Source organism: Pseudomonas sp. GW821-FHT09A09 (assembly GCF_059418405.1).
On record NZ_JBWKPU010000020.1, the window covers coordinates 76,605 to 103,188 of the forward strand.

A 26,584-nucleotide genomic window follows, 5' to 3' on the forward strand; every position below is an offset into this window, starting at 1 on the left:
CGGTACACAGACCCCGAGTACGCCCACAACATGTCCATTCACATCAAAACGGCCTGGCGCTGTTGCTGTACTTCTCCAGGTACTTCAAACGTTGTGACGGCTGAAGATTGGTCAGGGTGATATCGCCGGCATAGTGATTAAGCACCCGATGGTCCATGCGACGTCGCCACAAGTACGGTACATAGGCCCACACAATCATGCTCGCGTAGCCATACGGCAGTTGCGGCGACTCATCAAAGTGGCGCAGCGACTGATAACTGCGCGTGGGGTTTGCATGGTGATCAGAGTGCCGCTGCAGTTGGAACAAGAAGATATTGGTGACAATACGGTTGCTGTTCCAGGAGTGCCGTGGCGAGCAACGTTCATAACGACCGTTGGGCAACTTCTGACGCTTGAGGCCGTAGTGCTCCACATAGTTGACCACTTCCAGCAGCGAGAAACCGTAGATGCCCTGGATGATCAGGAACGGAATCACCGCCATCCCCAACCACATGATCATCGCGCCCCACAACACCACGCTGTACATCCAGGCGCTGAGCACGGCGTTCTTCCAGTGCAGGGCCGGCAGTCCGAGTTTGCGCAGGCGTTCGCGCTCCAGGTTCCAGGCCGAGCGTGCGCTGAACCATACCGAGCGTGGCAGGAAGGCCCAGAAGCTTTCACCCAGGCGCGAGCTGGCAGGGTCTTCCGGCGTGGCCACACGTACATGGTGACCGCGGTTATGTTCGGTGTAGAAGTGCCCGTAGAACGTAGGCGCCAGGGTGACCTTGGCCAGGAACACTTCCAGGGGATTGGGCTTGTGCCCCAGCTCATGGGCGGTGTTGATGGCAATCCCGGTGGCGGCCCCGGTGGACATGGCCATACCCAGGTAGGTAAACCAGCTGATTTCGCCGTGCAATTCGGTGCGGGCGGTGATGAACGCGGCGGTTTTCGCCAGCCAGCTGGAAGGATCAAGCGCAGCCGTGGCGTGCAGCAGGCCACCGTTGATGATCCAGTCGATGCCCCCTGCCGCCAACCAGCCGGTGATCACTACCGAAGAGATAACGAACAGCACACCGGTGTAGACGATCCAGCGATAGTAGCGTTGGGATTCGAGGTTGCTGACAGCGGACTCGGACGGGTTGCTGACGTCTTCGCCCAGCAGGCCGTCGATCAAGGGGATCAAGCCGAAGATCACCAATACGCCGACCCACCACAATTGCTGTACACCCGTGGTAATCGCCAGGGAGCCGGAAAGTAATGGAGTTGCCAGGGGCATGATGCCAAGCCACCAGAGGTGACGTTTGCCGTCGGTCCAGACGTGCGGTGCAGCCAGGGTCTGGTTCATGGCAGCCACCGTACGCAGCGGGCTGGCAGGGAACGAATGTGAGCGGTAAACAGGTACACGGAGCGCTGACTGCCCCGAGAAATCAACCATGCGATAAAAGACGTTTTTTTCATTATTTTATTCGCTCTTAGGCATTTCAAAAATTGTTTCAAATAAGACATTGAAATAATTTTTTTAAATAAATAGCGCGGAATCGTTAGGTCGTCAACTAGTTTTTCGGAGCCTTTTTTACGTGACCGAGCAGTCTCTTTTTCAGCCGTTTGGTCAGGTGTCTAAAGCAGGCATCGACGCCGTTGAACCGCGAACCGGACAACAAAATTATTTACTCGCCAAGGCAAATGGCGGGTGCAACACCGTGGCGCTTTCAGGCGGTCGAACACGCTTGGCCACCTGCTCCACCAGCGCGGCTACGCGCTCTGTGGCGGTGATCGGCAGCATGTGCCCGCGCCCTTCCACCACCTGCAGCTTCAACCCCGGCACCTTGCTGGCCAGGGCCTGACCGTGCTTCTGGAAGTCCAGCACGCGGTCTTTGGCGCCATAGATCAGCCCGATCGGCAGGGTCAGTTGCGGGTAGCGCTTGACCATGTCGGGCAGGTGGTCGTTGACCTGGTTGATCTCGGTGGAGGCGGCATAGAAGTTGTCAGGCCGCATACCGAGCAGCCCGCCACCACGGGTGGCAAAGTCGGGAGGTGCAGCATCGGGAGCGAACACGCCCTTGACCACTGAGCCTTTGGTCAGCAGACCAACCGGCATGGTCAAGGTGTGGGACATCCAGCGCCGCAACCAGGCCGGGCGTACCGCCAGCGACAGGAACACCAGCGGCAGCATGCGTTGGGGGTGAGTCAGCGGTGCCACCAAAATCAACCCGGACACGGCATGCGGATGATCAAGGGCCAGCGCCAGGGAAATCGCGCCGCCGAGGGAATGCCCGAGTACCAGCGGCTTATCCAGGTCCAGTGTCTTGATAAACGCCGCGATTTGTCGGGCCTGGCCTGGCAAGTCTGACGCCGTGCCAGCGTGCCGGGTGGAATAGCCGGAGCCCGGACGATCCAGCGTGATCACCCGAAAGTGCTCACGCAATTGGCCAGACAAGGCATACGTCAGGTTGCGACTGCTGCCCATCAGCCCGTGAATCATCACCAGCGGTGGGCCCTTGCCCTCTTCTACATAATGAAAGCGCTCGCCATCGACCTCGACGAAACGCCCGTTGATCGCAACAGCCGCTTCGATACGCCGTGTCATCCAGGCACTGAAGCCCCACAACACGGCGCTCGCGCCTATCAACACAGCCGCAGCAATAACCCATTCAACAGCCATAGCTCGGTCCTCTGCTTCCCTGCTGCTGGCGACCTGACCGGAATTGATCAAGGCCTCAGCCATCGTCCACACCCTGGACCTAAACTTCATGCATACCGTGCTCGTCCGTCGGACAAGTCGCACATGCGGAACAAGGTCCTAGCGTAGGCGATATTTTCAGGTAGATTATTTAAAATCTTTTTTAAAATAAATAATTCAATTTTCCTTTGCAATGGTGTTCTATCTAAAAGACAAAACAAAAAACAGGAGCACATCTGATGCCCACGAAGGACAGCCTATGAATGCCCACAGTGATTCAATCGACATCGCTATCATCGGCTCAGGCTTTGCCGGCCTGTGCATGGCGATCAAACTCAAGGAAGCCGGCCTCACCGACTTCTTCATCGCCGAGCAAGCCGACAGCCTCGGCGGCACCTGGCGGGACAACCACTACCCGGGTTGTGCCTGCGACGTGCAATCCCACGTGTATTCGTTTTCGTTTGCGCCCAACCCCAACTGGACGCGGCAATTCGCGCCGCAGGCGGAGATCCGCGCCTACCTTGAGCAATGCGCAGCGCATTTCGGGCTCGCGCCCTTCCTGCGCTTCGGCATGGACTTGCAGCGCGCGGTGTTCGATGAGGTACAACAGCGCTGGCAACTGACCTTCAGCAATGGTCGCCAGGTGAGTGCGCGGGTGTTGGTGTCGGGAATGGGCGGGCTGTCGCGCCCGGCACTGCCGGACATCCCGGGGCTCGACAGCTTCAAGGGCAAGCGCTTCCACTCCCAGCAGTGGGACCATGACTATTCGTTGAAAGGCAAACGCGTGGCGGTGATCGGCACCGGCGCCAGCGCCATTCAATTCGTGCCGCAGATTGCACCGCAGGTGGCCCACCTGGACCTGTTCCAGCGCACGCCGCCGTGGATCATGCCCAAGCCCGACCGGCCGATTTCGCCCTTTGAACGCTGGGCCTTCAAGCACCTGCCCTTCACCCAGCGCCTGGTACGCGGCGCTTTCTATTGGGCGTTGGAAGGCCGTGTGGTGGGCTTTGCCTTGCACCCGCGCCTGATGAAAATGGTGCAGAAGATTGCCCAACGCCATCTGCATAAACAGGTGGCCCGCCCTTCCCTGCGCAAGACCCTGACGCCGGACTACACCATCGGTTGCAAGCGCGTGCTGATCTCCAACGACTATTACCCGGCCCTTTCGCGCAGCAATGTGGAGGTGGTGACCGACAAGGTGCTGCGCATCGAAGCCGACGGCGTGATTACCGCCGATGGCATCAAACATCCGGCCGATTGCCTGATCTTCGGCACCGGCTTCCAGGCCACTGACCCACTGCCCCGGGACTGCATCATCGGGCGCGACGGTATCGACCTGATGGACACCTGGCACGACGGTGCCCATGCCTATAAAGGCACCACGGTGCCGGGGTACCCGAACCTGTTCCTGATCGTCGGCCCCAACACGGGCCTTGGGCACAACTCGATGATCCTGATGATCGAAGCCCAGGTCACCTACATCCTCGATGCACTGCAGCAGATGCAACGGCACCGCATCGCCACCGTGGACGTCAAGCCTGCCGTCGAGCTGGCTTATAACCAGCAACTGCAAGACAAACTCAAGCGCACCATCTGGAACACCGGTGGTTGCCAGAGCTGGTACCTCGACCCGCGCACCGGCAAGAACACCACCTTGTGGCCCGGCTCCACCTGGCGCTTCAAACAGGTCACCCGGCAGTTCGCGCTCAAGGACTATGTGGCAGACCTGCTACCCGCCAGCCCAGCCCCACGTCCTGCCCCTGCGCCCCACTCCACCACAGAAGGCAGCCTGTCATGAAGTCATTCAACGGCCGCGTGGCGGCGATTACCGGTGCGGCGTCCGGCATGGGCCGCGCCTTGGCATTGGCCCTCGCGCGCGAAGGTTGCCACCTGGCCCTGGCCGACAAGAATAGCCAGGGGCTGGAGCAGACACTCGCCTTGATCAAGACCTCGACGCTGTCGCCCGTCTCCATCACCACCCAGGTGCTCGATGTGTCCGACCGCCAGGCCATGGAAGCGTGGGCCGCCCGCTGCGTGGCCGACCACGGCCGCGTCAACCTGATCTTCAACAACGCGGGCGTGGCGCTGTCGAGCACCGTGGAAGGTGTGGACTACGCCGACCTTGAATGGATCGTCGGCATCAACTTCTGGGGCGTGGTGCATGGCACCAAGGCGTTCCTGCCGTACCTTAAAGCCAGTGGCGAAGGCCATGTGGTCAACACCTCCAGCGTGTTCGGTTTGTTCGCCCAACCGGGCATGAGCGGCTACAACGCCACCAAATTTGCGGTGCGCGGCTTCACCGAATCCCTGCGCCAGGAACTCGACCTGCAACGCAGCGGTGTCTCGGCCACCTGCGTACACCCCGGTGGCATCCGCACCGATATCTGTCGCAGCAGCCGTATCGACGCGAACATGACGGGCTTCCTGATCCACAGCGAGCAACAGGCCCGCGCCGACTTCGAAAAGCTGTTCATCACCGATGCCGACAGAGCCGCCAAGGTCATCCTGCAAGGCGTGCGCAAAAACAAGCGCCGCATACTGATCGGCCGCGATGCCTATTTCCTCGACCTGCTCGCCCGTTGCCTGCCCGCTGCGTATCAAGCCCTGGTGGTGTTCGCCAGCAAGCGCATGGCCCCCAAACAACGCACGCCGGTGTTTGAAACCAACGACGAAACCCGTCTCTGAACAGGAGCACGCACCATGCTGCCGATCCGTCGCGATATTCGTTTTGCCTTGCCCGCCGAGCGCATCAAGAACTGGCACGAACAGGGCCCGTTCATCACGCATTTCTTCAACGCCTTGTCACTGTTGTTTCCCCAGGGCGAGCTGTTTTTCATGGACAGCGTGCGCCACTACCGCCAGCGCATCGACGACCCGCAGTTGAAAAAGGAGATTCAGGGTTTCATCGGCCAGGAGGCCATGCACAGCCGCGAACACGTGGCCTATAACGACCTGCTGCAAACGGCGGGCCTGCCGGCGCACACCCTGGACCGGCGCCTCAAGTTCATCCTCGACCTGCAGAAAAAACACTTGCCGCCGTCGTTCAACCTGGCGGTGACCATCGCCCTTGAGCACTACACCGCGATGCTCGCGGAAATCCTGCTCAGCGACCCGTCGCGGTTCGGCGATTCACTCAAGGGTTACCAGCAAATGTGGTACTGGCATGCCCTCGAAGAAACCGAACACAAAGCCGTGGCCTTCGATGTGTGGAACACGGTGATCGCGCCCGGGCCAAAGCGCTATCTGCTGCGCACCGGCACCATGCTGACCACCACGGTGTTCTTCTGGCTGGTGGTGTTCGACTTTCACGTGCGCCTGTTGATTGCCGACCGCAAATCGGTCGGGTTTCTGCAGGGCTTCTGGCGCATGTTCAAGTTCCTGTATGGCCCCAAAGGCGTGTTCCCGCGCATGCTGCGCCCCTGGCTGCACTACTTCAAACCAGGCTTTCACCCTTGGGACCACGACAACCGCGCACGCCTGGCGCGCATCGATGGGCTGGTCGAAGAGATCGAACAAACCCGGCGCGACTACGCGGCGGCTCAGGCTTAGACCTGCGCCGCCGCGCGCGCACGTACGAACCCCTGCAACTGATCGCCGGGCAGTGCCTTGCTGAAATACCAGCCCTGGATAAACAGTTCGGTGCCGGTATTGAGGAACGCCAACTGCTCGGCTGTCTCCACGCCTTCGACCACTACGCCCAGGTTCAGCGCCTCACAGAAGCGCAGCATGCCGGTGAGTACCTGGGCGCCCTTGGGGTCGTGCTGGGCCACCACAAAGCTGCGGTCGATCTTGATGAAGTCCACCGGAAACTGGTGCAAGTAGCTCAAGGCGGAGAACCCGGTGCCAAAGTCGTCGATATACACCTTGGCGCCGATCGCCTGCAGCTTCTGGATAGTCCGGCGCGTGACCTGGATGTCACTGACCAGGGCATCTTCGGTGATTTCCACCGACACCTGACCATGGGCCTGGGTGAGGATTTCCACCAGGCGATCCCCATAGGCGGCGTCCGTCAGGGTGGCGCTGGAAATATTGATGGTCATCGGCAAGGCGAAGCCGATTTTCTGCCACTTCTGGTATTGGCGCACGGCCTGGGACGCTACCCACACATCCACGTCGGGCATCAACCGTGCCTGAGCCAACCATTGCAGGAACTCCCAGGGCGAATGCACCTTGCCCTGGCTGTCACGGGCGCGCATCAATGCTTCGCAGCCGGTGCACAAGCCCGTGCGCGTGGAGACCTGGGGTTGGAATTCGAGATAGAACTCGTAGTCGCTGATCTGCTGGATGCGGCTCAGTTCCACCGCTTGACGGGCCAAGGTCTTGTGGGACGCCAGCACCGGGTCCATTTCCAGCAGGCGACCTTTCTCTTCGAGACCGCGAAAGGTCATGTCCAGGGACTTGAGGTACACCGTGCCGCCCTCGGTGGATTGGCGGTGAATCGCTCTAACGTAGGGGGCGTAAACCAACGTGCCGACGCCCAGGAGCGCCACTTGCAGCACTACCGCTGCCACGTCCCCGTGGGTGCTCAAATACGCGTTGAGCAGTACCGGCGCCGTGAACGGCACACTCGCCACCGCAGGCGACACCCAGCCCAGCTGCACCACCGTCAGCGCCAGCATGGCGTTGATCGCCGGCACCAACAGAAACGGAATGAACAACCGCGGGTTGAGGATGATCGGCAAGCCAAACAGCAGCACCTCGCTGACGTTGAATAACGATAGCGGCAGGCTGGCCATCGCCATCAGTCGCATGGACTGGCTCTTTGAAAACAGCAGGATCGCCAGCAACAGGCACAACGCACCGCCTGAGCCGCCGATAAACGCGAAACACCCGAGCAAGCCACTGTTGAGCAGGTATTTGATCGGTTCGCCCGCCGCCAACGACGCGCCATTGAGCACCACGGCCTGGTCCAGCACATCGAACAACGGCTGCATGGCATACACGCCGTGGATGCCGAAAAACCACAGCAGCGAGTTCATCAGGGTCACGAACAAACCACTGCCATAGGGCGCTTGCAGCGCATCAAGCACCTGCGGCCCCTGCAGTTGTGCCACATACGGAATCTGCAGCAGCAACGACAACACCATCACCAGGCACAGCGCGGTGATCGCACCCGGCACCACCATGTTGATGGTGCCTCGCAAGTTGTGCCCCACCAGGTCCTCGTTGACCAGGCGGGTCCAGCGAAAGTGGTGCAACCAGGCAACCGCCGGCACATTGATCAGCGGCGAGGCAATCGCAATAAACAATACAAAGGTGGCCGAGGCCCGGGGGTATTCACGCAATACAAAGGTGGCGACCACCACATGGGCCAGGCACAGAAAGGCGACCGGTAACTGCGGCAAGCGGTATTGGATCGCGAGCATGTAGCCAATCGAAGCCGCTACCAGCAGCGGAATCACCGAGCTGATCTGGTTGTGCAACCCGGCCAGGAACGCCACCACCTGCGGGTCAAACCCCAGCACCTTGGCGCACTCGGACAGGATCAGAAAACCCGCCGATACCAACAGGCAAGGCAAGATCCACAGCAGCCCTTCACGGATAGCGCGCAGCGACTCCGTGCTGGCCAAGGCCGCCAGGCGCTGAGTCAGGAACAGTTTGAACAGCGTTTTCGCCATGACCCATCCCTCTGCCCATCGCTCTGTGCCTCTTGAGGCATCCCCCCGTAAATCCTGGGTAACGCTACACGTCCTGGCACCGGGAGCGAAAGGCTTTTGCCGCACTGCAGGCATTTTTTCAGTATTCAGTGCTTCTTTTGCTTGCACACGAGGCAGCCGAAGCACTGCCACTCTTTGTATTTCGTGATTCGGGGCTATCCGTGGGCTAGCCTTAATCGGCATCATCCAGCCATTGAATGATGCCCTTCACACAACCTGGAGCATGCCCTTGTCCCAACCCGGCGATAATCACCAACTGGCCCTCGACAGATTCTTGATAGAGCACCCAGACGTTGCCACCGAACTGGATTCACTGAACCCCTTGGCCGCCCAGGCCAAAGGCGAAACCCTGGCGCAGTACCGTGCCGAACGCTTGCATGAAGCCTTTGAAGCTGAAGCCGAGAGCCAGGGGTTGTTCGCTTGGGAACTGACCCTCAAGCTCACCGCAGAATCGCCGCACGCCTTCGAATCCCAGCGCCTTGAAGTGCACAAGGAAGTCGCCCAGATGGCCGGTTTGAGTTGGGCCGAGTACTGCCAATTGCATGACCTGCCCGCTACCTGAACCAGCGTCGCCCCGACCCCGCCATGGCCTCCCCCAGTTCCGCCACACTGAGGGTTCGCCGCTCGGGGTCCAGGGCCAACGCCGAACGCAACGCGGTCCAACAATGCCTGGGTAATTGCCAGGGCCTCGGCAGCCGCTCGGTTGGGCGGCGCCCACCCAGACGTTTGCCATGGGCCAGCTCGAACAGTACACAGGCGACGCCATACAGGTCGGCGCTGGCCGTCAAAGCATTGCCGGCCAGCAACTCCGGGGCGGCGTAGGCCGGGGTACAGGCGTTGATGCGCTCGCGGCTCAAGCACGGCAACCCCGCCTCAATCTGAGCCTGGCAATGGCCGAGGCCAAAGTCGAACAAGCGCACGCCCTGTTCGCCCATCATGATATTTACCGGTTTCACATCGCCATGGAGCACACCTTGTCGATGTACATAGGCCAGCGCCTCAAGCAATTGCACCGCGATCGGTTGCAAGGCTTGCCAGGGCAGGCCGCTTGAGCATTCCTTCAGCAGTTGCTCAAGGGTGATCCCGTGCATCAACTCCATAGTAAAAAACGCCGTGTGATTGTGGGTGTCGACGTCAAACGACAACACCCGTACGACATGGGGGTGCAGCAACCTGCGCGTCAGGGCAAATTCACTGTAGAGCAACGCAGATGCATCAGGCACCTGGGAAAGGTGCTCGCCCAACACCTTGAGCGCCAACGTTGAATCCGGCTCGCCAAACTGTTCATGCAACAGATCGCGCGCACGGTACACCACCCCCATTCCGCCGGAACCCAATAAGCGTTCCAGACGATAACGCCCCGCCAGCAGCTCCGGCCGTTTCATGAGCGTACCACCACGGCAGTCAGGTCATCGCGACAGGTCCCGCGAGAAGCGGCTGAGAACAACTGGTCCACCACCTGCTGCGGCGCGCCTTGCCCTAACGCGCTGCCGAGTTCGGCATGGCTCAGGCCCTGGTAAATCCCATCGCTGCATAACAGAAACACATCACCCGGTCGGGCGCTGAGCTCCAACACTTCCAGATTAAGCAGGTGCCGCGCACCGACAGCGCGGGTCAACGCCCTGGCACCGGGATAGGCCTGGGCCTGCTCTAAGCTCAAGTGTTGCTCATCCATTAACTGCCGAAGCCGTGAGTGGTCCCGCGACAGCTGATACAGGCGCTTTCCCCGCCACAGGTAACAGCGACTGTCCCCCGCCCACAGGCACGCAGCACGGTGGTCATCCAGCAGCAAGACAATCACCGTACTGCCAATGGTTTCATGCGCGCCTTGGGCGCCCAGGCGCCGGCTGAGTTGCTGCAAACACTGGCGAACGGCGTCGATCCGCTGATCAAAACTGTCCTGGCCCGGCAGTGCAGCAAGGCACTCGACCACCGACCGGCTGGCGACATGCCCGGCCCGATGGCCGCCCATTCCATCCGCCACAGCCCAACAACCGGTTTGCGGGCTCTCAAGGAACGCATCCTCATTGCGCAGCCGTCCCTGACCTTGTTCGCTGCGTGCAGCACTGCGCCAGGCACGTTTGAGCAGGCTCATAACTGCTCCGGCAAGCGGAAAGTGCGCCACGTGTCCATTTGGAACGGGCTGGGCGTACGCTGGCTGACCAACAGGTAGTTGGCACGCAAGCCGGCAAGGTCGGCCTTGAGTATCTGCGTGTCACGCCCGTGAGCAGGTTCGCGTTGCATCAAATCGAAGAAGCGAAACAACGACCAGGCTCCGCTGTTTTTCTCGATACCCAGCGGTTGCTCGGCCCCCCGTTCTAGAACCAGGCTGCTTCGGCCATTTTCAGCCTCGATCGGCCAAATAAACGCCAAGGGCACGATGGGACCATGACGGTACTCCAGTTGCTGGTCACCGATACGCAGGATCGAGCGACTGACCGCCTGGTCCAGGCTATAGGACGCCAGAGTGAAACGAACCGACCACTCTCCCAGGTCCTCGCTGAAGAAGCTGCGGCGCACAGTGTGTGCCTTGCTCAACTGATCCAACAACGAGCGAGACATCGGCAGGCTGCGGCCTTCCAGCCTACGCAAGTGGTAACGGCTAGAGTCGGCAGTGACAAATGGCTTCAAGTAAGTGTCGTGGAACCGCGCCAGAACACCCCGGGGTTTGAAAAAATCCTGAAAATCACTCAATGCCACGTCGCTGGCCGCATGGGCGTTGAAGGGGTAGCGCTGCCGAATCGCCTTGGCATACAGGCCATACACCTCTCCCTGATAACGCTGGTTCACATGCACATAGGCGTCATCAAGCAAATGGCGCCAGTTGTCGTCGGCAAGACCTTCGAACCACCCCTTGAGTGGCACCGGCAAGCGCGCCGCAACATTGCGCACCTGGCTCAACGCATCCGGCTGCCCCTCCATGCGACGCTTGGCCAGTTGGAACGCAGCTTGCTCGGGCGTGCCCTCGCGGTCCAGGGCTGTCAGCTGCAAATGCAGTGCGTCGAGCTGGCGCAGCGCCTGGGTCAATTCGTTGCCGGGGCTCTGTTGCTCGTCGAGCAGTTGATGCAAAGGTTCGAATCGACGCTGTACGGCACGCCGCGCAGTGTCATCGCCCCCCTTCGCGAACAACTGGCTGACCCGTGCATTGCTTTTCGCCGACTGTATGACGGCGCCGAGGTCACCACTCGCCTCCTGGGCAAAAGCCTCCAACCGATCGTTGCCAGGCAGCAAGCGCGTATTTTCACGAATCTGCTGCAGTATCAGCAGCAACGGGGACTGCGCCGAGGTCAAGTTCGACAACTGCTCGCTGCCCTGCTTGAGATCATCGGTGCTGCGCAGCCGGATACGGCCCAGCGCACTGGCCCAGGCGTCGGCGTACTCGTTGAAATAGCGCTGTTCCAACTCCATCATTAAACGACGCAAGTCCATTGCACTGAGGTCGGTGGCCTCCCCCAACACCCAATTGTCCTGGGCAATGGCATTGACCAGCCGCGGTCCTTGTTTGTCGAAATACTGCAGGTACCGTTTGCCATAGAACCCCGGAATGGGCGGTTCGAGCGCCGCAAACACGGTGCCGTCCGTGAGGCGATAGGGTTCCAGATCGCGTGCCTGCTCGCGCAGGACACGATAGACCACACCTGCCAGTGACTCGCCGCGAAGGGCCTGTCGCGCACGGGCGACCAGATCTTCGTCCAGCGGTGCCACAAAGGGTTGCGCGAGCAAATGCCCGAGGTGTTCATTCAAGCGCCCCTGTACCGCCGTTTCACCGGTATAGCGCAAAGACCACTGGTTGGCGACACGCTGCGCAAGCCACTCCGTGTCACGGCGCGCAGGCAGGCTCAGCATCAGGTACGCACGCAAGTTGTCCAGCAACTGTTCACGCTCGCCCAGGCTCGCACGCACCTGCTCCTCAAGAAGGCTGGTCACTTGCGACAACAGAGGCTGCAGCAACACCGCTTCATAGGCCTTGACCAGCGGCTCGCGCACGACCTCGCCTTGATACAATCCGGCCCGTTCTATCAGCCGTGCGTCTGCTGCGAGAGGGAAAACCCGCGTTGATGCCAGGCGATTGTCCAGCAAGGGGAGCAGCGCAAGCGTTTCATCCGAACCGGGTGCTGCCGAGACGGGCTCTGCCAGCAAGGTCAACTGCGCAAGTCGTTGATGATTGACTGAATAGCTCTGCCCCCAAAGTCCTGCGGCGATACCCACCACCAGGGCAACCGCCAACGCCAACATGCCCTGGCGCCTTTGCTGACGGCGACGTTCGGGAGCCTGCAGCCCCGCGAGATCCGCTTCGGCGAAAATCACACGGCTGAAGAGCCCACGCACAAAGTAGCTGCGGCGCTCAGCGGTGCTCGTTACGTAGAAGCCGCGCAAGCCGTTGATGCGCTGAAAACGATGAGCGCAGAACGCCAGTTCGATGAATTGGCACAAACGTTCACCGATTTGCGCCACCTGCTGTGGAAAATCGACCATCCGCGCACGTCGCTCCACGCTGCGCTCCTGGTGCAAACGCGTGACCAGTTCGCTGCTCAGGCGCCGCAGCAGTGCCTCGAATGCCTGACGGACCTTGGCGGCGTCGGCGCAGGCTTTGTCGAGCGAGATCGGCTCCCCCCAAACACAGTCCCCCCCCTCGCCCAAGGGCGTATCAAAGAATTCGGAGAACCCCGGCAGGTGGTCAGCGTGGGTCAGCACCAGATAGATCGGCATATCCACCTGCAAGGCCTGCTGGATTTCCTGCAGCCGGGAATGGACCTGTCGGGCATGCAGGTTCAGGTCATGTTCGTTGCTGCCCAGCAGTGTTTCAATCGACAAGGTCACGATCACACCATTGAGCGGCCGTGTCCGGCGCCGAACCTTGCACAGGCCCAGCAGTGTCTCCCAACCCGCAGCATCGACCGCGCTGTCTGGTTGGTCGAGGTAACGCCCTGCCGTCTCGACCAGCACGCCCTGCTCAGCGAAATACCAGTCACAGTAGGCCGTCCCCTGCTTGCGCGTGCCCTCGGCCTGATCAAGTGGCCGTTGCACCCCGCTGGCCGCCAGCACGCTGGACTTGCCACTGCCCTGCTGGCCGATCAGCAGGTACCAAGGCAAGTCGTTACGCCAGCGTATGCTGCGCCCCGCATAATGCCCGGTCGTTTTCAGGGTATGCAGCGCGTCCTTGAAACGCCCGCGCATGTGCCTGCGCTCGTTGTCGATAAGCCCCTGATGCTGACTGCGCGCCAGGTGTTCGGGTTTGCCAAGCCGTGCGGTGTGACGTGCACTGACGATGACCATCGTCAAACCCCACAGCAGAAACAACACGCTGATGGTCAAGAGTCGTGCCGTCGGGCTTTCCCAGAACCTGTGGTCATCCACCGCCAGCAATGGCCCGAAGAACCAGACCACACAGGCCAGCGACAGCACCAGTAACAGGCTCCATACCCAAATTTTGCGCAGCACGGTGCCCGCGCTCTTGAAGAATGCGTTCATTGAATGCTCCCTGCGTTACATAGTCGCCCGAGTCAAAACCGGCGCTGAAGATTGATAGCGTTGCAGCACATCGGCCCGCTGTTGTCCCAGTACCCAGGTGAGTGCCGAATACAGTGCCAACACCATGAACACACCCAACACGGCGAACCCGGTGGCCGAGACGAGAGGCCATCGCCTGCGCCGCGCCTTCCCCGCCGAAGGCGGTAACCTCAGAAGAGGCGGGTCACCGCGCACGTGCTTGATCTGGCGATACAAGGCATCTCGCACGGCCTCAAGCTGCTCTGTGCCTCGGGTCATCACTCTGTATTTGCCCTCGAACCCGAGCGCCAGGCACAGGTACATGAGCTCCAACATGGCGAGATGCTTGACCGGATCGCGTGAAAGGCGATCCAGAACCTGGAAAAACTTTTCGCCACCAAAGGTCTCGTTGTGAAACCGACTCAGCAAACTGACCTTCGACCAATCGCTGTGATTGCCCCAGGTCGTGGTGACCACGGCTTCATCCAGGACGCTGCATAACACGTAGCGTGCGTACTTCACCTGGCTGCTCTCCACCCCTTCATGAGCGGCGCGCGTTTCAAAACGGGCGATGCAGGCACCCAGGCGATCATTGAGGGGCTGCGTATTTTCACGTCCGGTACCGAGCTTGAGCTGAACCACTTCCGACAGAACTTCCCAGCTGGCAGATACCAGCGTGCTGGGCCCCACGTTGAAAGGGTGTGCGTCATGCAATGCCGCGGCATAGATCATCCGGTCTTCCAACTGCTCGAACCGGGGCGTCGAAACGAAGTCCGTCAGGGGGCCCTGTGCCGGGCCATGCCCTTCCCGGTCCAGCAGTACGGTTTTCTCGTCCTGCGGGTATTCATTGTCCTTGTTCATCGTAATCAGTTCCTGATGGCCCAGAAGTTGAGCTCCAACTCGGAAAATTCGCCGCTCACATGGAAGGCAAAGCCGCCCGACTGCTCCAACTGCGAGACATCCGTTGCAGTGAGTTCGAGCATGAAATAGGTCTTGCCTGCGTGAAACGGAATCTGCCGTGGCGCAACGGGCAGTGGCCTGACCTTGATGCCCGTCAATTGCAGGTTGACCAACTCACGTATGCGCTCCACGGGACCAATCTTCAGATGGGCCGGCAATCGATACCGAAGCCCGTCCCCATCGCACTGGGCCTCTGCAGCCAAGATGAACGTTGCAGTACCCAACAGCTTGATATCACTGATCGGGCACACCATTACCCCGTATTGGCGTCTCTGCAGGATCAGCTCGATAGCGTGCTGTTCCAGCACAACCGACAGTGCGGCCCGCATCCCGCCCATCAGCGCGCGAAAACTCGCGCCTTGGTCATCGTGCTGGTAGTACATGTCCAAAGGTGCACGTTTGTTTTCACCCGCATAGGTGGACAACTCACCCAGGATCGACAGCAGGTAACGGTAAAGCAGTTCCGGGCGCACTTGCGCCTGGGCAAGGAAGTGGCGCAATACGGGCTCTGTGCGGTTGATCAGCTGCAACATCAGGAAATCCCCCACCTGCGTGCTGGCTGCGACGCCGCTGCCACAGATCCGCTCGGCAATCGCATCACCTCGGCTGGCCAGCAGGCTGATCACTTCCTTGAGGCAGGACAACACATACTGCGAACCCTGGAGGTAGAGGAACGTCGGGGAAAAATCGGCATCCAGGTTGACACTGCCACCTGTGCTGGAATCCAACACCTGGGCAATCTTGAGTTTCACGAAGGTGTGATCGCTGTGCTGCTCACCAAGCAACAGGCGCAGGTCCGGGTGCGCGCAATCTATCCGGCAGCGCGAATCGGGGCCGTCATTTGAATCACTGACCTCTGTTTCGCAGGCGATGTAACGAGCGACCACATCGGACTGATTCCGTGTACGGGTCTCAACCCTGTTGCCGGTTGCCAGCGTCAAGGCCAGGTAAATGCCCTGGCTTGCGCAGTTGGCTGGAATGTCCAGTACCAACGGTTCCATCGTCGTACCCAGCTCAAACAGGCTGCCGTCCGGCAACACTCCGCTGGCCTGATGGACCACCACCTTGCCCAGATTGAGGTACTGCAGGTCGATACCCAGGGTCAGAAAGCCCCAGGCATCGCTATCGAGCAAGCGTGTACGGTTGAGTTGCTGGTCGTAGTAACGATCGCTGTGTTGCAGGTGCTGGGGCCGCAACAGCATACCCTCGCGCCAGATAACTTTATGAGCCTGCATGTTAATTCTCCCCCTGGCCAATGTTCGGGCTCACGGCGCGTATCCCTGCCTGGTCGAGCAGCAAGTGGCTATGAGTGTGTTGCCGTTGGGCCAAGGGCACCACAAACCGCCATTGCACATGAGGCAGGTCACGATAAGCCGCCAACACCCCGATGTAGCGGCTCTGCGGCTCGACGCTGAGTTTTAATACCTGGTGTTCCCCTGGGCGCAATTCCAGCTCCTCGCTGCTCACCCAATCCTTGGGCAGCGCCTTTTCCCCACGCCCGTAAAGGCTGAAAAAATCCGCATGCTCGAACGCCACCGGATGGGTCAGCTCAAGCAGTTGCACCACCACTGGGGAGGGACGCCCGTGAAGATCCGGGTTGACCTGCTCACTGGCAGTCAGTGTCAGGTCCAGTTTGGTCACCGTCGAAAAGGGCGAAAGGCTGCTGCACCCCACCATCAGGCCCAGCACGGCCGGTATAGAAACAACCGCGACTCGCTTCGTGAACGTCATCCTGAATGTCCCGCGTACAGAGTGGAGACCAGGCGTACCTGATCGTCGTAGGCCCTGGCGAAGTCCGCTTGCAACTGGCGCTCGCCAGAGCCGTCTTCTTCGATCCGTTGCTGGTAGTGGCGTCGATAGGCACGCCAATACGCCCCATCCACAGCAAACCTGGGCGGCTTGCCCTCACGCTCGAAACACAGCTGCAGGTGCCCCGGCGAGAATGCCGCCAGTGCGTTACGCATCGCGGTTCGGCAGGCCACCAGTACGGCGACCTGATGCACCTGGATATCCCGGCATACGTGAGCAATGGCCAATTCGGCGGACAACTGGCCCAACTCTCCGGTGCCCAGCAATGCGCGGAGCGCGTCATGGGCCCCCATACTGTCTCTCAGCGGGTTCTGGCTTTTGACCCAGCGACCGGCCTGCCCCAGGTTGAATTCGCTTTTCAACTCTTCGTGAGTGCGCAGGCTTTGCTGCAACCCGTCCACAGACTGCCTGAGCAGGTTCGCTGCCTTGATCGCCAGCGCTTCGCGGGCTGGTGCATCAAGCGTATCCAAGCTCACCCCCAGCGCCTCGGCGAATTGCGTCCAGAACGCCTGATCCTGATTGATGGATGCGTTAGCTGTGCAAAGCTCCAATGGAGGCGCTTCTGCACGGGGCGCAGCCCGGGTAGGCACAACCAGGTGATCACGCTCCACAGCGTTATGTCCCGTCCACGGCACATGGGCTTCGACAGCCTCGTTCATCCCACTCAGTTCCTCCGACATTGCGTCGTGCAGCGGTGCGAGTACCAAACGATCGACTGAATTCAAGTAGGCATCGTCAGGGATGATCCCTGCGAAAGCGGAGGATGCCTTGCTATGAGGTGCAGCATTCGCGACCAGCCGGGCACGTATCGACAGCGCGCCCAGCTGGAACACTTCGCCCTCCCCGATCAGATGGGCCTGGCCCTTGGGCAGTGGTGTGTCGTTGCCTGTCGAACGGATTCCATTGCTACTGATATCGGTCAGGAAATACTGCACGTCACGGTAGCTGACCAAGCCATGATGGCTGGACAGCAAGCGGCTGGCGTCCGGGATAACCCAGTCGCAAGTAGCCCCGCGCCCGATCACACCACCAGTGCTGTCAAACACCTTGCGTTCGGGCGTCTGGCCGGCATCGGCAACGCACAGTTCAAAGACGAGTTGCATGGCAGGTCTCCCCTCTCATTGGCCGCGACGCGTCGCGTGGGGGTCACCCAAAGGACGATAGTCGGCATCATCAAACACGTAATTGGCGTTACAGCCGCTCAGCAAGCACAGTGCAAGCATCAAGGCCTGCCATGGACGATCAGGCATCGGGTCTCTTCCAGAAAGGTAAGTCGGCAACGTGCAGTGAACGTAGGGGGTTCATTCAGCATTCCCCCGTGCGTCGCCGAAAGGGATGTTCAGACGTGCAAGGCGATAGAGCAGCGTACGTCGGGCAACACCAAGCTCGCGTGCGGTGCGCGTGCGATTGCCACGGTTCTTGTGCAGGCAATCAATCAGGAATACCCGCTCGACCCGTTCCAGGCGTTGGCGCAACGTTGACTCAACCGCTGCAATAGCAGGTGCGGGCGACAGCGAGAGATGCTCCGGCAGGATCACTCCGTCATCGCACAGCAACACCGCACGCTCCACCAGGCATTTGAGCTCGCGCACATTGCCGGGGAACCCATGGCTGGAGAGTTGATCAAGCGCCGCGCTGGACCAGCTCACGGGGGGCTTTTCCAGGGAGGAGCAGGCCTGCTCAGCGAAGTGGCGCGCCAACAGCAGGACATCCCCGTCCCTGTCGCGCAATGCCGGTAGCTCGATGGGAAATTGCGCGAGGCGATAATAGAGGTCCTCACGAAAACTGCCCTCGGCCACCATCGCTGCGAGGTCACGGTGGGTGGCTGCGATGATGCGCACGTCAACCTTGTGGGCGGTGCTGGCACCCAGCGGGCGAATTTCGCCCTCCTGCAACACTCTCAGCAACTTGGCCTGAAGGGAGAGCGGCATATCGCCAATTTCATCCAGCAGCAGCGTGCCCCCGTGGGCGGCATCAAACAGGCCTGCATAGTTACGCTCGGCGCCGGTAAACGCGCCTTTGCGATAACCGAAAAGCTCACTCTCGAGCAAACCTTCGGGAAACGCCGCGCAGTTCTGCACCACAAACGGTTGAGCCCCACGCGGGCCGGCGCGGTGGATGGCGCGTGCCACGACCTCCTTGCCGGTGCCCGTTTCACCGCGCAACAATACGGTATAAGGCGTCAGTAATACCTTGCCCATCAAGCGACAGGTTTCGTCCATCGCCGTGCTGTTGCCGATCAAGCCATAAGCCCCCCTGAGGGACGTGTCGCGTTTGTGCCCCATTGCGGCTTGCCCTGGCCGAGCAATACGCGAGCCCCATTGGTTGAGAACGAAACTGCCCAGTTGCCCCAGCGACGCTGCGAAGCCTTGCAACGGCATCGCGCGTTGGCTTGCGTACAGCAACACACCACAGATCGCCTTATACCGATTGAACAGTGGCAGGCAGGCCAGTGAGCGCCACGGTGTGCTCGCGGCCGGCAGAAAACCGCTGTCATAGACACTGCCGCACAACTCATCAAGGTTCAGGGCACAACGCTGATTCACCACGTAGTGCAGGAGTTGCTCATTCTGAAAATCCTCACCCGCCTGCGTGGGCGATGAGCCAGGGATATGCTGGGCGATCAGCCCGAGCCGCCCCGTCGTTTCATCTCGTTCATAGAGCTGGCAGAGTTCGCAATCGCTTAGCTGTGCGACGGCGGCCACACACAGTTCGAGCAACGACGACGCATCATCGTCAGCCCCCAAACGGGTATACCAACCCAACAAACGCTCGGCATACACCAGCGGCTGAGGTAGCTGATCCAACAGATTGTTCGTCATTGGCTGAACTCGCAGACTGGCTGGCCGGCGTCGTTCAGCGTTGCGTGAACCCGTGAGAAGGGTTCGCCAACCGCCATTGCGTCGAGCAGCCTGTCGACCACCTGAGGCAGCAGGTTCAGCTCGATCCATTGGTCAATATGCCTGGCGCCACTGTCGCTGTGCAGGCAACGATCGGTCATGTGCGCGACCAACTCGCAGGTGAAGCTCAGTGTCAGCCTGCGTTGCTGCAAGCGGTGCCCAAGCCGTTCCAGCTTGAGTCGCACCACGCCCTCCAGCCTTTCACTGGCAAGGGGGTAATAGGGTACAACCCGCATCCGAGCGAGCAACGCTGGCTTGAAGTGAGCACGCAACACAGGATGAATGGCTTCTTGCAGAACCTGCGGATCAGGGCGCTGGCCATTCGCGCAGAGTGCGGTGATGGCGTCACTCCCCAGGTTGGACGTCATCAGGATCAGTGTATTGCGAAAATCGATTTCCCGGCCTTCGCCATCGTTAGCCAAGCCTCTGTCAAAGACCTGGTAAAACAGGTTGAGCACTTCCGGGTCGGCCTTCTCCACTTCGTCCAGCAAGAGCACCGAGTAAGGCCGTCGGCGCACGGCTTCCGTCAGTACCCCGCCCTCACCAAAACCGATATAACCCGCCGGGGCGCCGATCAACCGCGACAGGGAGTGCTTCTCCTGGTATTCCGACATGTTCAACGTGGTCACAAACCGCTCACCGCCATACAGCAGGTCCGCCAGTGCCAGGGCTGTTTCGGTCTTGCCCACACCACTAGGGCCCACCAGCAAAAACACCCCCACAGGCGCACCCGGTGCGTTGAGCCCCGCAGCAACGGCACGCAAGTTTCGATCAAGCGCGATCACTGCCTGCTCCTGCCCGAGGATGCGTTTGCGCAGCGCATCGGCGAAACCGAGAATCCGTTCACTGCTGTCAAACGCCAGCTGCTCGATCGGAATACCGGTCCAGGCGCTAATAACCTGTGCCACCAGTCGAGGGCATACCTCGTGGCTGACCAACCGTGGTTCATCGCAAGCAGGCACTTGCCGGGCGCCCTCGACACACTCGCCCTCAAGACGCTGTCGGCGTTCGGAAATGGCCTGCTCTGCCAGACTCTTTTGTTCGACCCAGCAACCTTCCAGTCGCTGGCACTCAAGTTCCAAGGCGTTCAGTCGCACGTTCAAGGCTTGCAAAGCCGGTTCGTCAATGGCCAGGCCCGCGTCAAGATCCCGCGAGATCGCAACGCGCTGACGCGTGCCTTCGGCCAGCTCGGATCGCAGGCGTTGCAACGCCTCGGGCGCCGCTGCGAGGCTGATACGAACCCGTGCACACGCGGTGTCCAACACATCCACGGCTTTGTCCGGCAACTGCCGCCCAGCGAGGTAGCGAGCACTCAGCTGCGCCGCCGCCACGACCGCGTCATCGCGCACATACACCCCATGGCCGGCCTCATAAACCGGAACCAGCCCACGCAAGATCGACACAGCGGCTTCCACACTCGGCTCCCCCACCACCACCGGTTGAAAGCGCCGTGCCAGCGCCGGGTCTTTTTCAAAGTATTTTTTGTATTCTGACCATGTGGTCGCCGCGATGGTGCGCAGTTGCCCGCGGGCCAGGGCCGGCTTGAGCAGGTTGGCCGCATCGCTCCCCCCCACTTGGGCCCCTGCCCCCACCAGGGTATGTGCCTCATCGATAAACAGGATCACGGGTTGAGCGCTGGCACTCACCTCGTCGAGCACACCTTTGAGTCTACGTTCGAACTCGCCCTTGATGCTGGCACCGGCCTGCAGCAGGCCCATGTCCAGCGTCAGGATGCGCACATCCTTGAGCGGCCCGGGGACTTGTGAGGCAACCACTTGCAGGGCCAGGCCTTCGACAACGGCCGTCTTGCCAACCCCGGCCTCACCTACGAGGATCGGGTTGTTCTTGCGACGACGCACGAGGATGTCGATCAACTGGCGGATTTCACTGTCCCGACACAGCACAGGGTCAATGCGCCCTTCGCGGGCCTGGCGTGTGAGGTCATGGGTAAAGCGTTCCAGCAACGACGCCTCGGAGCGTCGAGGAATACGTTGTGCTGCCTGGCTTTGCACAAACTCGCGCACACGGTGAGCATCCAGTCGACTCAAAATCTGTTGATACCCACTGCCCGCATGCTGCAGCGGGTGATGCAGGAGAGCCAATATCAGTGCCGCGGGATCCACCTCGACCTGCCCCAGTTCAAGGTGCGCGACCATCAACGCTTGCTGCAACCAATGGACGAGCGCCTGGGCGAACACGGGGTTATGCGTCGCGCCTTGATCTGCCTTGAGTTGCAACGTTGCCTGCAGCGTGCCGACTTCGATATCCGCATCCTTCAGCGCCTTTGCCAACAAACCGTCGGGATATTCCAGCAGCGTCATCAATACATCTTCTACCAATACTTCTTTGCCGCCCCGCGCCACGCAGCGCTCGGCAGCACGTTCAAGGTCGCGGCGAGTGTCGGTGGTCAGCGTTTGGATCAATTGCTGTAGATCTACATTCATCATAATCATCAGTCCCTAATGAGAGTTGCTGCCAAGCGTGAGCACGCCATCAGCGCGTTCATGTCCCAGCCAACTGGTCCAGCCCAGGCCACAGACATTGCGTTCACCGATGTGCAGTGGCTTTGCTTCCCCTGCTGCCAATTCCAGGCGCAGGTCATATTCCAGGGGGGCTCGAACGCTGAGGCGAACCAGTGCGCACAGCGGCTGATAACTGCTGCCCGTCGTCAAGAAGTCATGAAAACGCTGCCAGGACAGCGCCTGCAGATGCACCCTGAACTTGCCGCTGCGATCGATGACTCGATGCCCCAGTACGAGGTCCTCCCCCAGCCTGCTGTTGTCTGCGCCCAGCCGATTACGTTGCTGATGGGTGATGACCACCGAGCGCTCTACCCATTGCTCGATAAACACAAGGCGGTACTTGAAGTAGTACCGAAGCACGGTCTCGACCAGTGAGGCTGAATGCGCCCGCAAACTCAGCAGCCCCAGATAAGGCAGCAGCCGAGTGCAATCCAGCCGCGCGGCTTCGCGAACCTGCCGCCCTCCCAGACCGACCAGTGAGAACATCTGCTCGGAAAAGGCATCGCTGGCGCCGTCGCGAAAGCACATGCGGTAGCGGTACTTGCGCCAGATCGGCAACATCAACCGCTGCAGGCGATGGTGAAAAACATCCAGGAAGTCCCGGGCAGTGTTTCCTCCTACATGTTCAGTTGCAGCCTGCTCGGCATAAAACGCCGGTAATGGCGAACCGGCGCCGTGCAAGCCGAGTACATTGAGGCGAAGGCGCGCTCGCAATTGACCGCGCTCTACAAAAAACTCCGCTCGGTCGATGTCATGCCCCGGAAACCCAAAACCCGGGTTCGCCTGAAACTCAACAAGGTCATACAGTGCGTCGTCATCCAGCTGCGGATGAGCATGGCGCAGGTGCTCAATCACCTGCAGAACTGCTTGAAATAGCGAGTGCTCACGGATGACGCGGGATAACTCGTTTAAAGCAGGGGCTGCTGGCCCTTCCGGGGTGGCCATAGGTACACGTCTCCTTGTGTGCTGATGACCCGCATTTCGTGGTACGAATTCAGGCTGGAATAGAGGGCAAAAAACTCATTGAGCGCAGAGGCGAATACAAACAGATCGCCTTGACCAGTGAAGCCCTGGGGGTCAATGCTCAAGTCGATCCGCAAACCACGCACTGGCAACCCGCGGTACAACCGGTCGACCGTTTCATGACGAATGGATCGCAACGCCCCCAGCCTTCGTTGGCTGATGACCTGCGCTTGTCTGTCGTGGTATCGGGGTATGTCGTAGTTTTCCAGGGTGACTTTCAAGGCACTGATATCGGTCAACGACAGGTAGTTGAGCGACAGGTTGCTAATCAGTTTCCAGAGAAAGTCCTGGTCCAGAGGGGGACTGAAACTGGGTGTTGGCACACAGATATTGCGAAACGACAGAAACTCCGGCGTCTCTTCGCACGGCTGGTTGATATCCCCTACCTGCAATTGCCGCGGCAGATTGTTGTTCGTGCACGTCAATTCAACCGAAAGCGTCTCCTGGTCCTGGGCCAGTCCAGCGCCGAAACTCAGCCAGGTGTCCAACCCGCCGTGCTGTACCGATGAGCGTTGACGAATGCTGTAGCTGGGCGCTTTTGAGTTGGCACCGCCATCCCCGTCATGTTCAAAGGTTTCAAACGGGACGTAGGTCCGATGACCCAGCCCGCCAGGGCACCAGCCGGTGACGCTGTCGATGGAAAATACCGCCGCATTGCCCCTTTCGAACTCTGCCGGCACCAGCAGGTATTCGTCCCTTTTGCCGTCCAGCCGAATCGGCACCGCATCATGTTTGAACAGGTTGACGATGGGTGTGCAATACAGCTTCACGTTGTCCAGGTTCGGGGGGGATGGCTCATGCTCCCGCGTGCGGAGTTCGAAACGCAGCTCCATGTGGCGCGCTTGTTTGAGCACAGTGCTGGGCAGTGTCTGCAATACATCAAGCCCACACACATCGACAAACAGGTACTTCTCCGGAAACGCAAAGTACTCCTGCAAATGGCGATACCCTTTGAAGGTATTCATCGGGTACGGAATCAACGCTTGATCGTCATCAAACCCTGCCGGCTGAACCTGACTGGCGCCCAGCCGCAACGATGGCAACTGCCCGTCAGGCCCGTTAACCGGGCGTCCTTCCTGATCGAAAAGCAACACCTCGATACCCTCCAGATGGCGCAACAAACTCAGGTATAACCCTTGGCCGACATACCGATCGCCCGCCAGGTGCAAGCGCAACTGGCTGAAGGTCCATTCGCTGAAATTGCCCTCGGCGCTCATTTCCAGGCGCAGGTTCAGCAATGCCCGGCCTTCCATGGCGCGATATTCCAGGCCGCTCAGTTGCAGTGGCAGGACCTGGGTTGCATAGCACGTGCGAAAGCGGCAACGTTCGCCATTGATTGCCACGCTTTCCACCGATGTGTCCCGCTCAACAAGCACAGGAGTGCTCGCGTGCTGCAAAGGTGCAAACTGCAGGATGCTGAAAGACGGTAATGGCCGCATGTAGTTGGGCCACAACAGATGCATCATCGAGTGAGTCAACTCGGGAAGCTCGTCGGCAAGCTTCTGCCGCAAGCGCCCGGTCAGGAACGCAAAGCCTTCCAGCAGCCGCTCGACATCGGGGTCTTGGCCCGCCTCGGCGAGAAACGGCGCCAAGGCGGGATTGCGCTCCGAAAAACGCCGCCCGAGCTGCCGTAAGGCGCTCAGCTCACTTTGGTAAAAACGATTAAAGGACATCAGGCAATACCTCGACCTGTCCTGCACCCATCAAGCGCGCACTGAATGCAACCGGCTGCATGACACCCGCAACAAGCAACGCGGCATCAATACGAAATGCCAGGGACAAAGGATCACTTTCACCGGGCAACCCCCTGACACGCACATTCACCAAGCGCGGTTCATATGCCTGGATAAATCGCTCGATCGACAGGCGCGACTGAGTCAGCGATTCATGCAGGCTCAAGCGCATGTCGTTGAGGTCGGGCAGCCCATAATCGGGCAGCGTAAGAACGCTGCCCGCGCGGGTACTGAGCATCTTCCCCAAATGGGCGGCAACAGACGCCGCGCTGCTGGTCCGACTTGACGTTTGCCCTTCAAGCCGCTCGAAGAGGCTGCGATGCTCGGACAGTCCCTGACCCCTGCTCATTCTTTGTCGAGCTTGCCGACCAGGGACAGCGTGAAGTCAGCCCCCATGTACTTGAAGTGCGGGCGCACACTGAGGTTGACGCGGTACCAACCCGGCTCTCCTTCGACATCACTCACGACAACCCGCGCAGCCCTCAACGGACGTCGCCCACGAACTTCGGCGCTGGGGTTCTCTTGATCCGCAACGTATTGACGGATCCACTTGTTGAGTTCCAGCTCCAGGTCGGTGCGCTCTTTCCATGAACCTAGCTGCTCGCGCTGCAAGACCTTTAGGTAATGGGCCAGGCGATTAACCACCATCATGTAGGGCAACTGCGTGCCCAGGCGGTAGTTCAGCTCAGCCGCCTTGCCCTCGGCACTGATGCCGAAATTCTTCGGCTTCTGTACGGAACTGGCAGAAAAAAAGGCGGCGTTGTCACTGCCCTTGCGCATGGTCAGGGCGATAAACCCCTCTTGAGCCAGCTCATATTCTCGGCGATCAGAGACCAGCACTTCCGTCGGTATCTTGGTTTCGATTTCACCCATGCTATGGAAGTGATGCAGCGGCAGGTCCTCCACAGTTCCACCGCTTTGCGGGCCGATGATATTTGGACACCAGCGGAATTTGGCGAAGCTGTCAGTGAGTCGGGTGGCAAACGCGTAGGCCGTATTTCCCCACAGGTAATGTTCGTGGCTGTTGACCACGTTTTCCTGATAGGTGAAGGTCTTGACCGGACACTCCAGCGGGTCGTAAGGCGTCCTCAGCAAGAACCGGGGCACAGTCAGCCCTATGTAGCGGGAATCCTCGCTTTGGCGAAAACTTTGCCATTTGGCAAATTGCGGGCCTTCGAAGTGATCCTTGAGATCTTTCAGATCAGGCAGTCCGTTGAAGCTTTCCAAGCCGAAGAAGCCAGGCCCGGCCGAAGCGATGAAAGGCGCGTGAGCCATACAGGCAACACTGGCGGCGTACTGCATCAGCTTCACATCCGGCGCACTCGGCGAGAGGAAGTAGTTGGCAATAACGGCTCCGACGGGCTGGCCACCAAACTGACCGTATTCTGCGCTGTAGATATGTTTGTAGAGCCCGGATTGACTGACTTCTGGCGAGTCTTCGAAGTCGTCAAGAAGGTCTTGGCGCGAGACATTCAGGAGCTCGATCTTGATGTTTTCACGAAAGTCGGTGCGGTCGACCAGCAATTGCAGCCCCCGCCATGATGCTTCGAGGGCCTGGAAATCGGGGTGGTGAAGAATTTCATCCATTTGCAGGCTGAGCTTGGTGTCGATCTCGGCGATCATGCGGTCAACCAGGCGCTTCTTGACCGGTTCGTCCTTGTTCTGTGGCTTGACCAACTCCTCGATAAAGGCCGAGATACCTCGTTTGGCGATGCTATACGCCTCGTCGTCGGCACTCAGCAGGGTCTGGGCGATGATGTTGTCGAGAATGCTGTGCTCGCCTGCTGCTTGAGTCGGTAATGGGTTTTGCTGGGTAGTCATGGCATCAGTG

Annotated in this window: 21 protein-coding genes; 4 read left to right on the forward strand and 17 right to left on the reverse strand. The window is 59.9% G+C overall.

From position 1 onward, the window contains the following. Positions 1-43: 43 nt before the first annotated feature. Entirely contained in the window at positions 44-1,324 is a 1,281-nt protein-coding gene (locus tag AC07OV_RS18375) for an alkane 1-monooxygenase (RefSeq protein WP_495092725.1), read from the reverse strand. Between the two features lie 318 nt (positions 1,325-1,642). Beyond that, positions 1,643-2,641 carry an alpha/beta fold hydrolase gene (locus AC07OV_RS18380; protein WP_494998065.1) on the reverse strand — a complete coding sequence of 333 codons (999 nt, stop codon included), beginning with the start codon at positions 2,639-2,641 and terminating at the stop codon, positions 1,643-1,645. Between the two features lie 277 nt (positions 2,642-2,918). Here AC07OV_RS18380 and AC07OV_RS18385 point away from each other — a divergent pair, with 277 nt between their 5' ends. From AC07OV_RS18385 to AC07OV_RS18395, 3 genes are read left to right on the forward strand one after another with little or no spacing between them, the layout of a single operon-like run. Then, positions 2,919-4,457 carry a flavin-containing monooxygenase gene (locus AC07OV_RS18385; protein WP_495092726.1) on the forward strand — a complete coding sequence of 513 codons (1,539 nt, stop codon included), beginning with the start codon at positions 2,919-2,921 and terminating at the stop codon, positions 4,455-4,457. Continuing rightward, positions 4,454-5,344 carry an SDR family NAD(P)-dependent oxidoreductase gene (locus AC07OV_RS18390; RefSeq protein WP_495092727.1) on the forward strand — a complete coding sequence of 297 codons (891 nt, stop codon included), beginning with the start codon at positions 4,454-4,456 and terminating at the stop codon, positions 5,342-5,344. Before AC07OV_RS18385 ends, AC07OV_RS18390 begins: the two co-directional genes overlap by 4 nt. A gap of 15 nt (positions 5,345-5,359) precedes the next feature. Next, positions 5,360-6,208: a metal-dependent hydrolase gene (locus tag AC07OV_RS18395; RefSeq protein WP_494998068.1), complete on the forward strand. Its 849-nt coding sequence runs from the start codon at positions 5,360-5,362 to the stop codon at positions 6,206-6,208. Here the strand turns inward: AC07OV_RS18395 and AC07OV_RS18400 are convergent. Next, positions 6,205-8,277, reverse strand: coding sequence for a PTS sugar transporter subunit IIC/EAL domain-containing protein (locus AC07OV_RS18400; RefSeq protein ID WP_495092728.1), 2,073 nt, complete (start codon positions 8,275-8,277; stop codon positions 6,205-6,207). The two genes, AC07OV_RS18395 and AC07OV_RS18400, sit on opposite strands and share 4 nt — an antisense overlap. A gap of 268 nt (positions 8,278-8,545) precedes the next feature. Here AC07OV_RS18400 and AC07OV_RS18405 point away from each other — a divergent pair, with 268 nt between their 5' ends. Beyond that, the gene (locus AC07OV_RS18405) at positions 8,546-8,878 is read left to right on the forward strand and encodes a DUF6388 family protein (RefSeq protein ID WP_494998070.1); all 333 of its coding nucleotides are present in this window, start codon (positions 8,546-8,548) and stop codon (positions 8,876-8,878) included. On the opposite strand, the gene AC07OV_RS18410 is transcribed toward AC07OV_RS18405, so the two are convergent. The 14 genes from AC07OV_RS18410 to tssC are packed head-to-tail and all read right to left on the reverse strand — an operon-like array spanning position 8,871 to position 26,574. Continuing rightward, positions 8,871-9,701, reverse strand: a complete 831-nt coding sequence (locus tag AC07OV_RS18410) for a serine/threonine-protein kinase (RefSeq protein ID WP_495092729.1) — start codon at positions 9,699-9,701, stop codon at positions 8,871-8,873. The genes AC07OV_RS18405 and AC07OV_RS18410 overlap by 8 nt on opposite strands. Further along, positions 9,698-10,411 carry a PP2C family protein-serine/threonine phosphatase gene (locus AC07OV_RS18415; RefSeq protein ID WP_495092730.1) on the reverse strand — a complete coding sequence of 238 codons (714 nt, stop codon included), beginning with the start codon at positions 10,409-10,411 and terminating at the stop codon, positions 9,698-9,700. The genes AC07OV_RS18410 and AC07OV_RS18415 overlap by 4 nt, the downstream gene beginning before the upstream one ends. Then, a complete protein-coding gene (tssM, locus tag AC07OV_RS18420) occupies positions 10,408-13,788 on the reverse strand; it encodes a type VI secretion system membrane subunit TssM (RefSeq protein ID WP_494998072.1) in 3,381 nt (1,126 codons plus the stop codon). Before tssM ends, AC07OV_RS18415 begins: the two co-directional genes overlap by 4 nt. 15 nt (positions 13,789-13,803) lie before the next feature. Next, the gene (gene icmH, locus AC07OV_RS18425; protein ID WP_495092731.1) at positions 13,804-14,667 is read right to left on the reverse strand and encodes a type IVB secretion system protein IcmH/DotU; all 864 of its coding nucleotides are present in this window, start codon (positions 14,665-14,667) and stop codon (positions 13,804-13,806) included. A gap of 5 nt (positions 14,668-14,672) precedes the next feature. After that, the gene (gene tssK, locus AC07OV_RS18430; protein WP_495092732.1) at positions 14,673-16,001 is read right to left on the reverse strand and encodes a type VI secretion system baseplate subunit TssK; all 1,329 of its coding nucleotides are present in this window, start codon (positions 15,999-16,001) and stop codon (positions 14,673-14,675) included. A gap of 1 nt (position 16,002) precedes the next feature. Continuing rightward, complete coding sequence (gene tssJ / locus AC07OV_RS18435; RefSeq protein ID WP_494998075.1) at positions 16,003-16,497, reverse strand: type VI secretion system lipoprotein TssJ; 495 nt, start codon at positions 16,495-16,497, stop codon at positions 16,003-16,005. After that, positions 16,494-17,678 carry a type VI secretion system-associated FHA domain protein TagH gene (gene tagH / locus AC07OV_RS18440; RefSeq protein WP_495092733.1) on the reverse strand — a complete coding sequence of 395 codons (1,185 nt, stop codon included), beginning with the start codon at positions 17,676-17,678 and terminating at the stop codon, positions 16,494-16,496. Before tagH ends, tssJ begins: the two co-directional genes overlap by 4 nt. Positions 17,679-17,693: 15 nt before the next feature. After that, on the reverse strand, positions 17,694-17,825 hold the full coding sequence (locus AC07OV_RS18445; protein ID WP_176995754.1) for a type VI secretion protein: 132 nt from the start codon (positions 17,823-17,825) through the stop codon (positions 17,694-17,696). Positions 17,826-17,876: 51 nt separating this feature from the next. Next, positions 17,877-19,397: a sigma-54 interaction domain-containing protein gene (locus AC07OV_RS18450; protein WP_494998077.1), complete on the reverse strand. Its 1,521-nt coding sequence runs from the start codon at positions 19,395-19,397 to the stop codon at positions 17,877-17,879. After that, positions 19,394-21,922: a type VI secretion system ATPase TssH gene (gene tssH / locus AC07OV_RS18455; protein WP_495092734.1), complete on the reverse strand. Its 2,529-nt coding sequence runs from the start codon at positions 21,920-21,922 to the stop codon at positions 19,394-19,396. Before tssH ends, AC07OV_RS18450 begins: the two co-directional genes overlap by 4 nt. A gap of 12 nt (positions 21,923-21,934) precedes the next feature. Further along, complete coding sequence (gene tssG, locus AC07OV_RS18460; RefSeq protein WP_494998079.1) at positions 21,935-22,942, reverse strand: type VI secretion system baseplate subunit TssG; 1,008 nt, start codon at positions 22,940-22,942, stop codon at positions 21,935-21,937. Next, the gene (tssF, locus tag AC07OV_RS18465) at positions 22,906-24,693 is read right to left on the reverse strand and encodes a type VI secretion system baseplate subunit TssF (RefSeq protein ID WP_494998080.1); all 1,788 of its coding nucleotides are present in this window, start codon (positions 24,691-24,693) and stop codon (positions 22,906-22,908) included. The genes tssG and tssF overlap by 37 nt, the downstream gene beginning before the upstream one ends. Then, positions 24,683-25,102, reverse strand: a complete 420-nt coding sequence (gene tssE, locus AC07OV_RS18470; RefSeq protein ID WP_494998081.1) for a type VI secretion system baseplate subunit TssE — start codon at positions 25,100-25,102, stop codon at positions 24,683-24,685. Before tssE ends, tssF begins: the two co-directional genes overlap by 11 nt. Continuing rightward, complete coding sequence (gene tssC / locus AC07OV_RS18475) at positions 25,099-26,574, reverse strand: type VI secretion system contractile sheath large subunit (protein ID WP_495092735.1); 1,476 nt, start codon at positions 26,572-26,574, stop codon at positions 25,099-25,101. The genes tssE and tssC overlap by 4 nt, the downstream gene beginning before the upstream one ends. Positions 26,575-26,584: the final 10 nt, after the last annotated feature.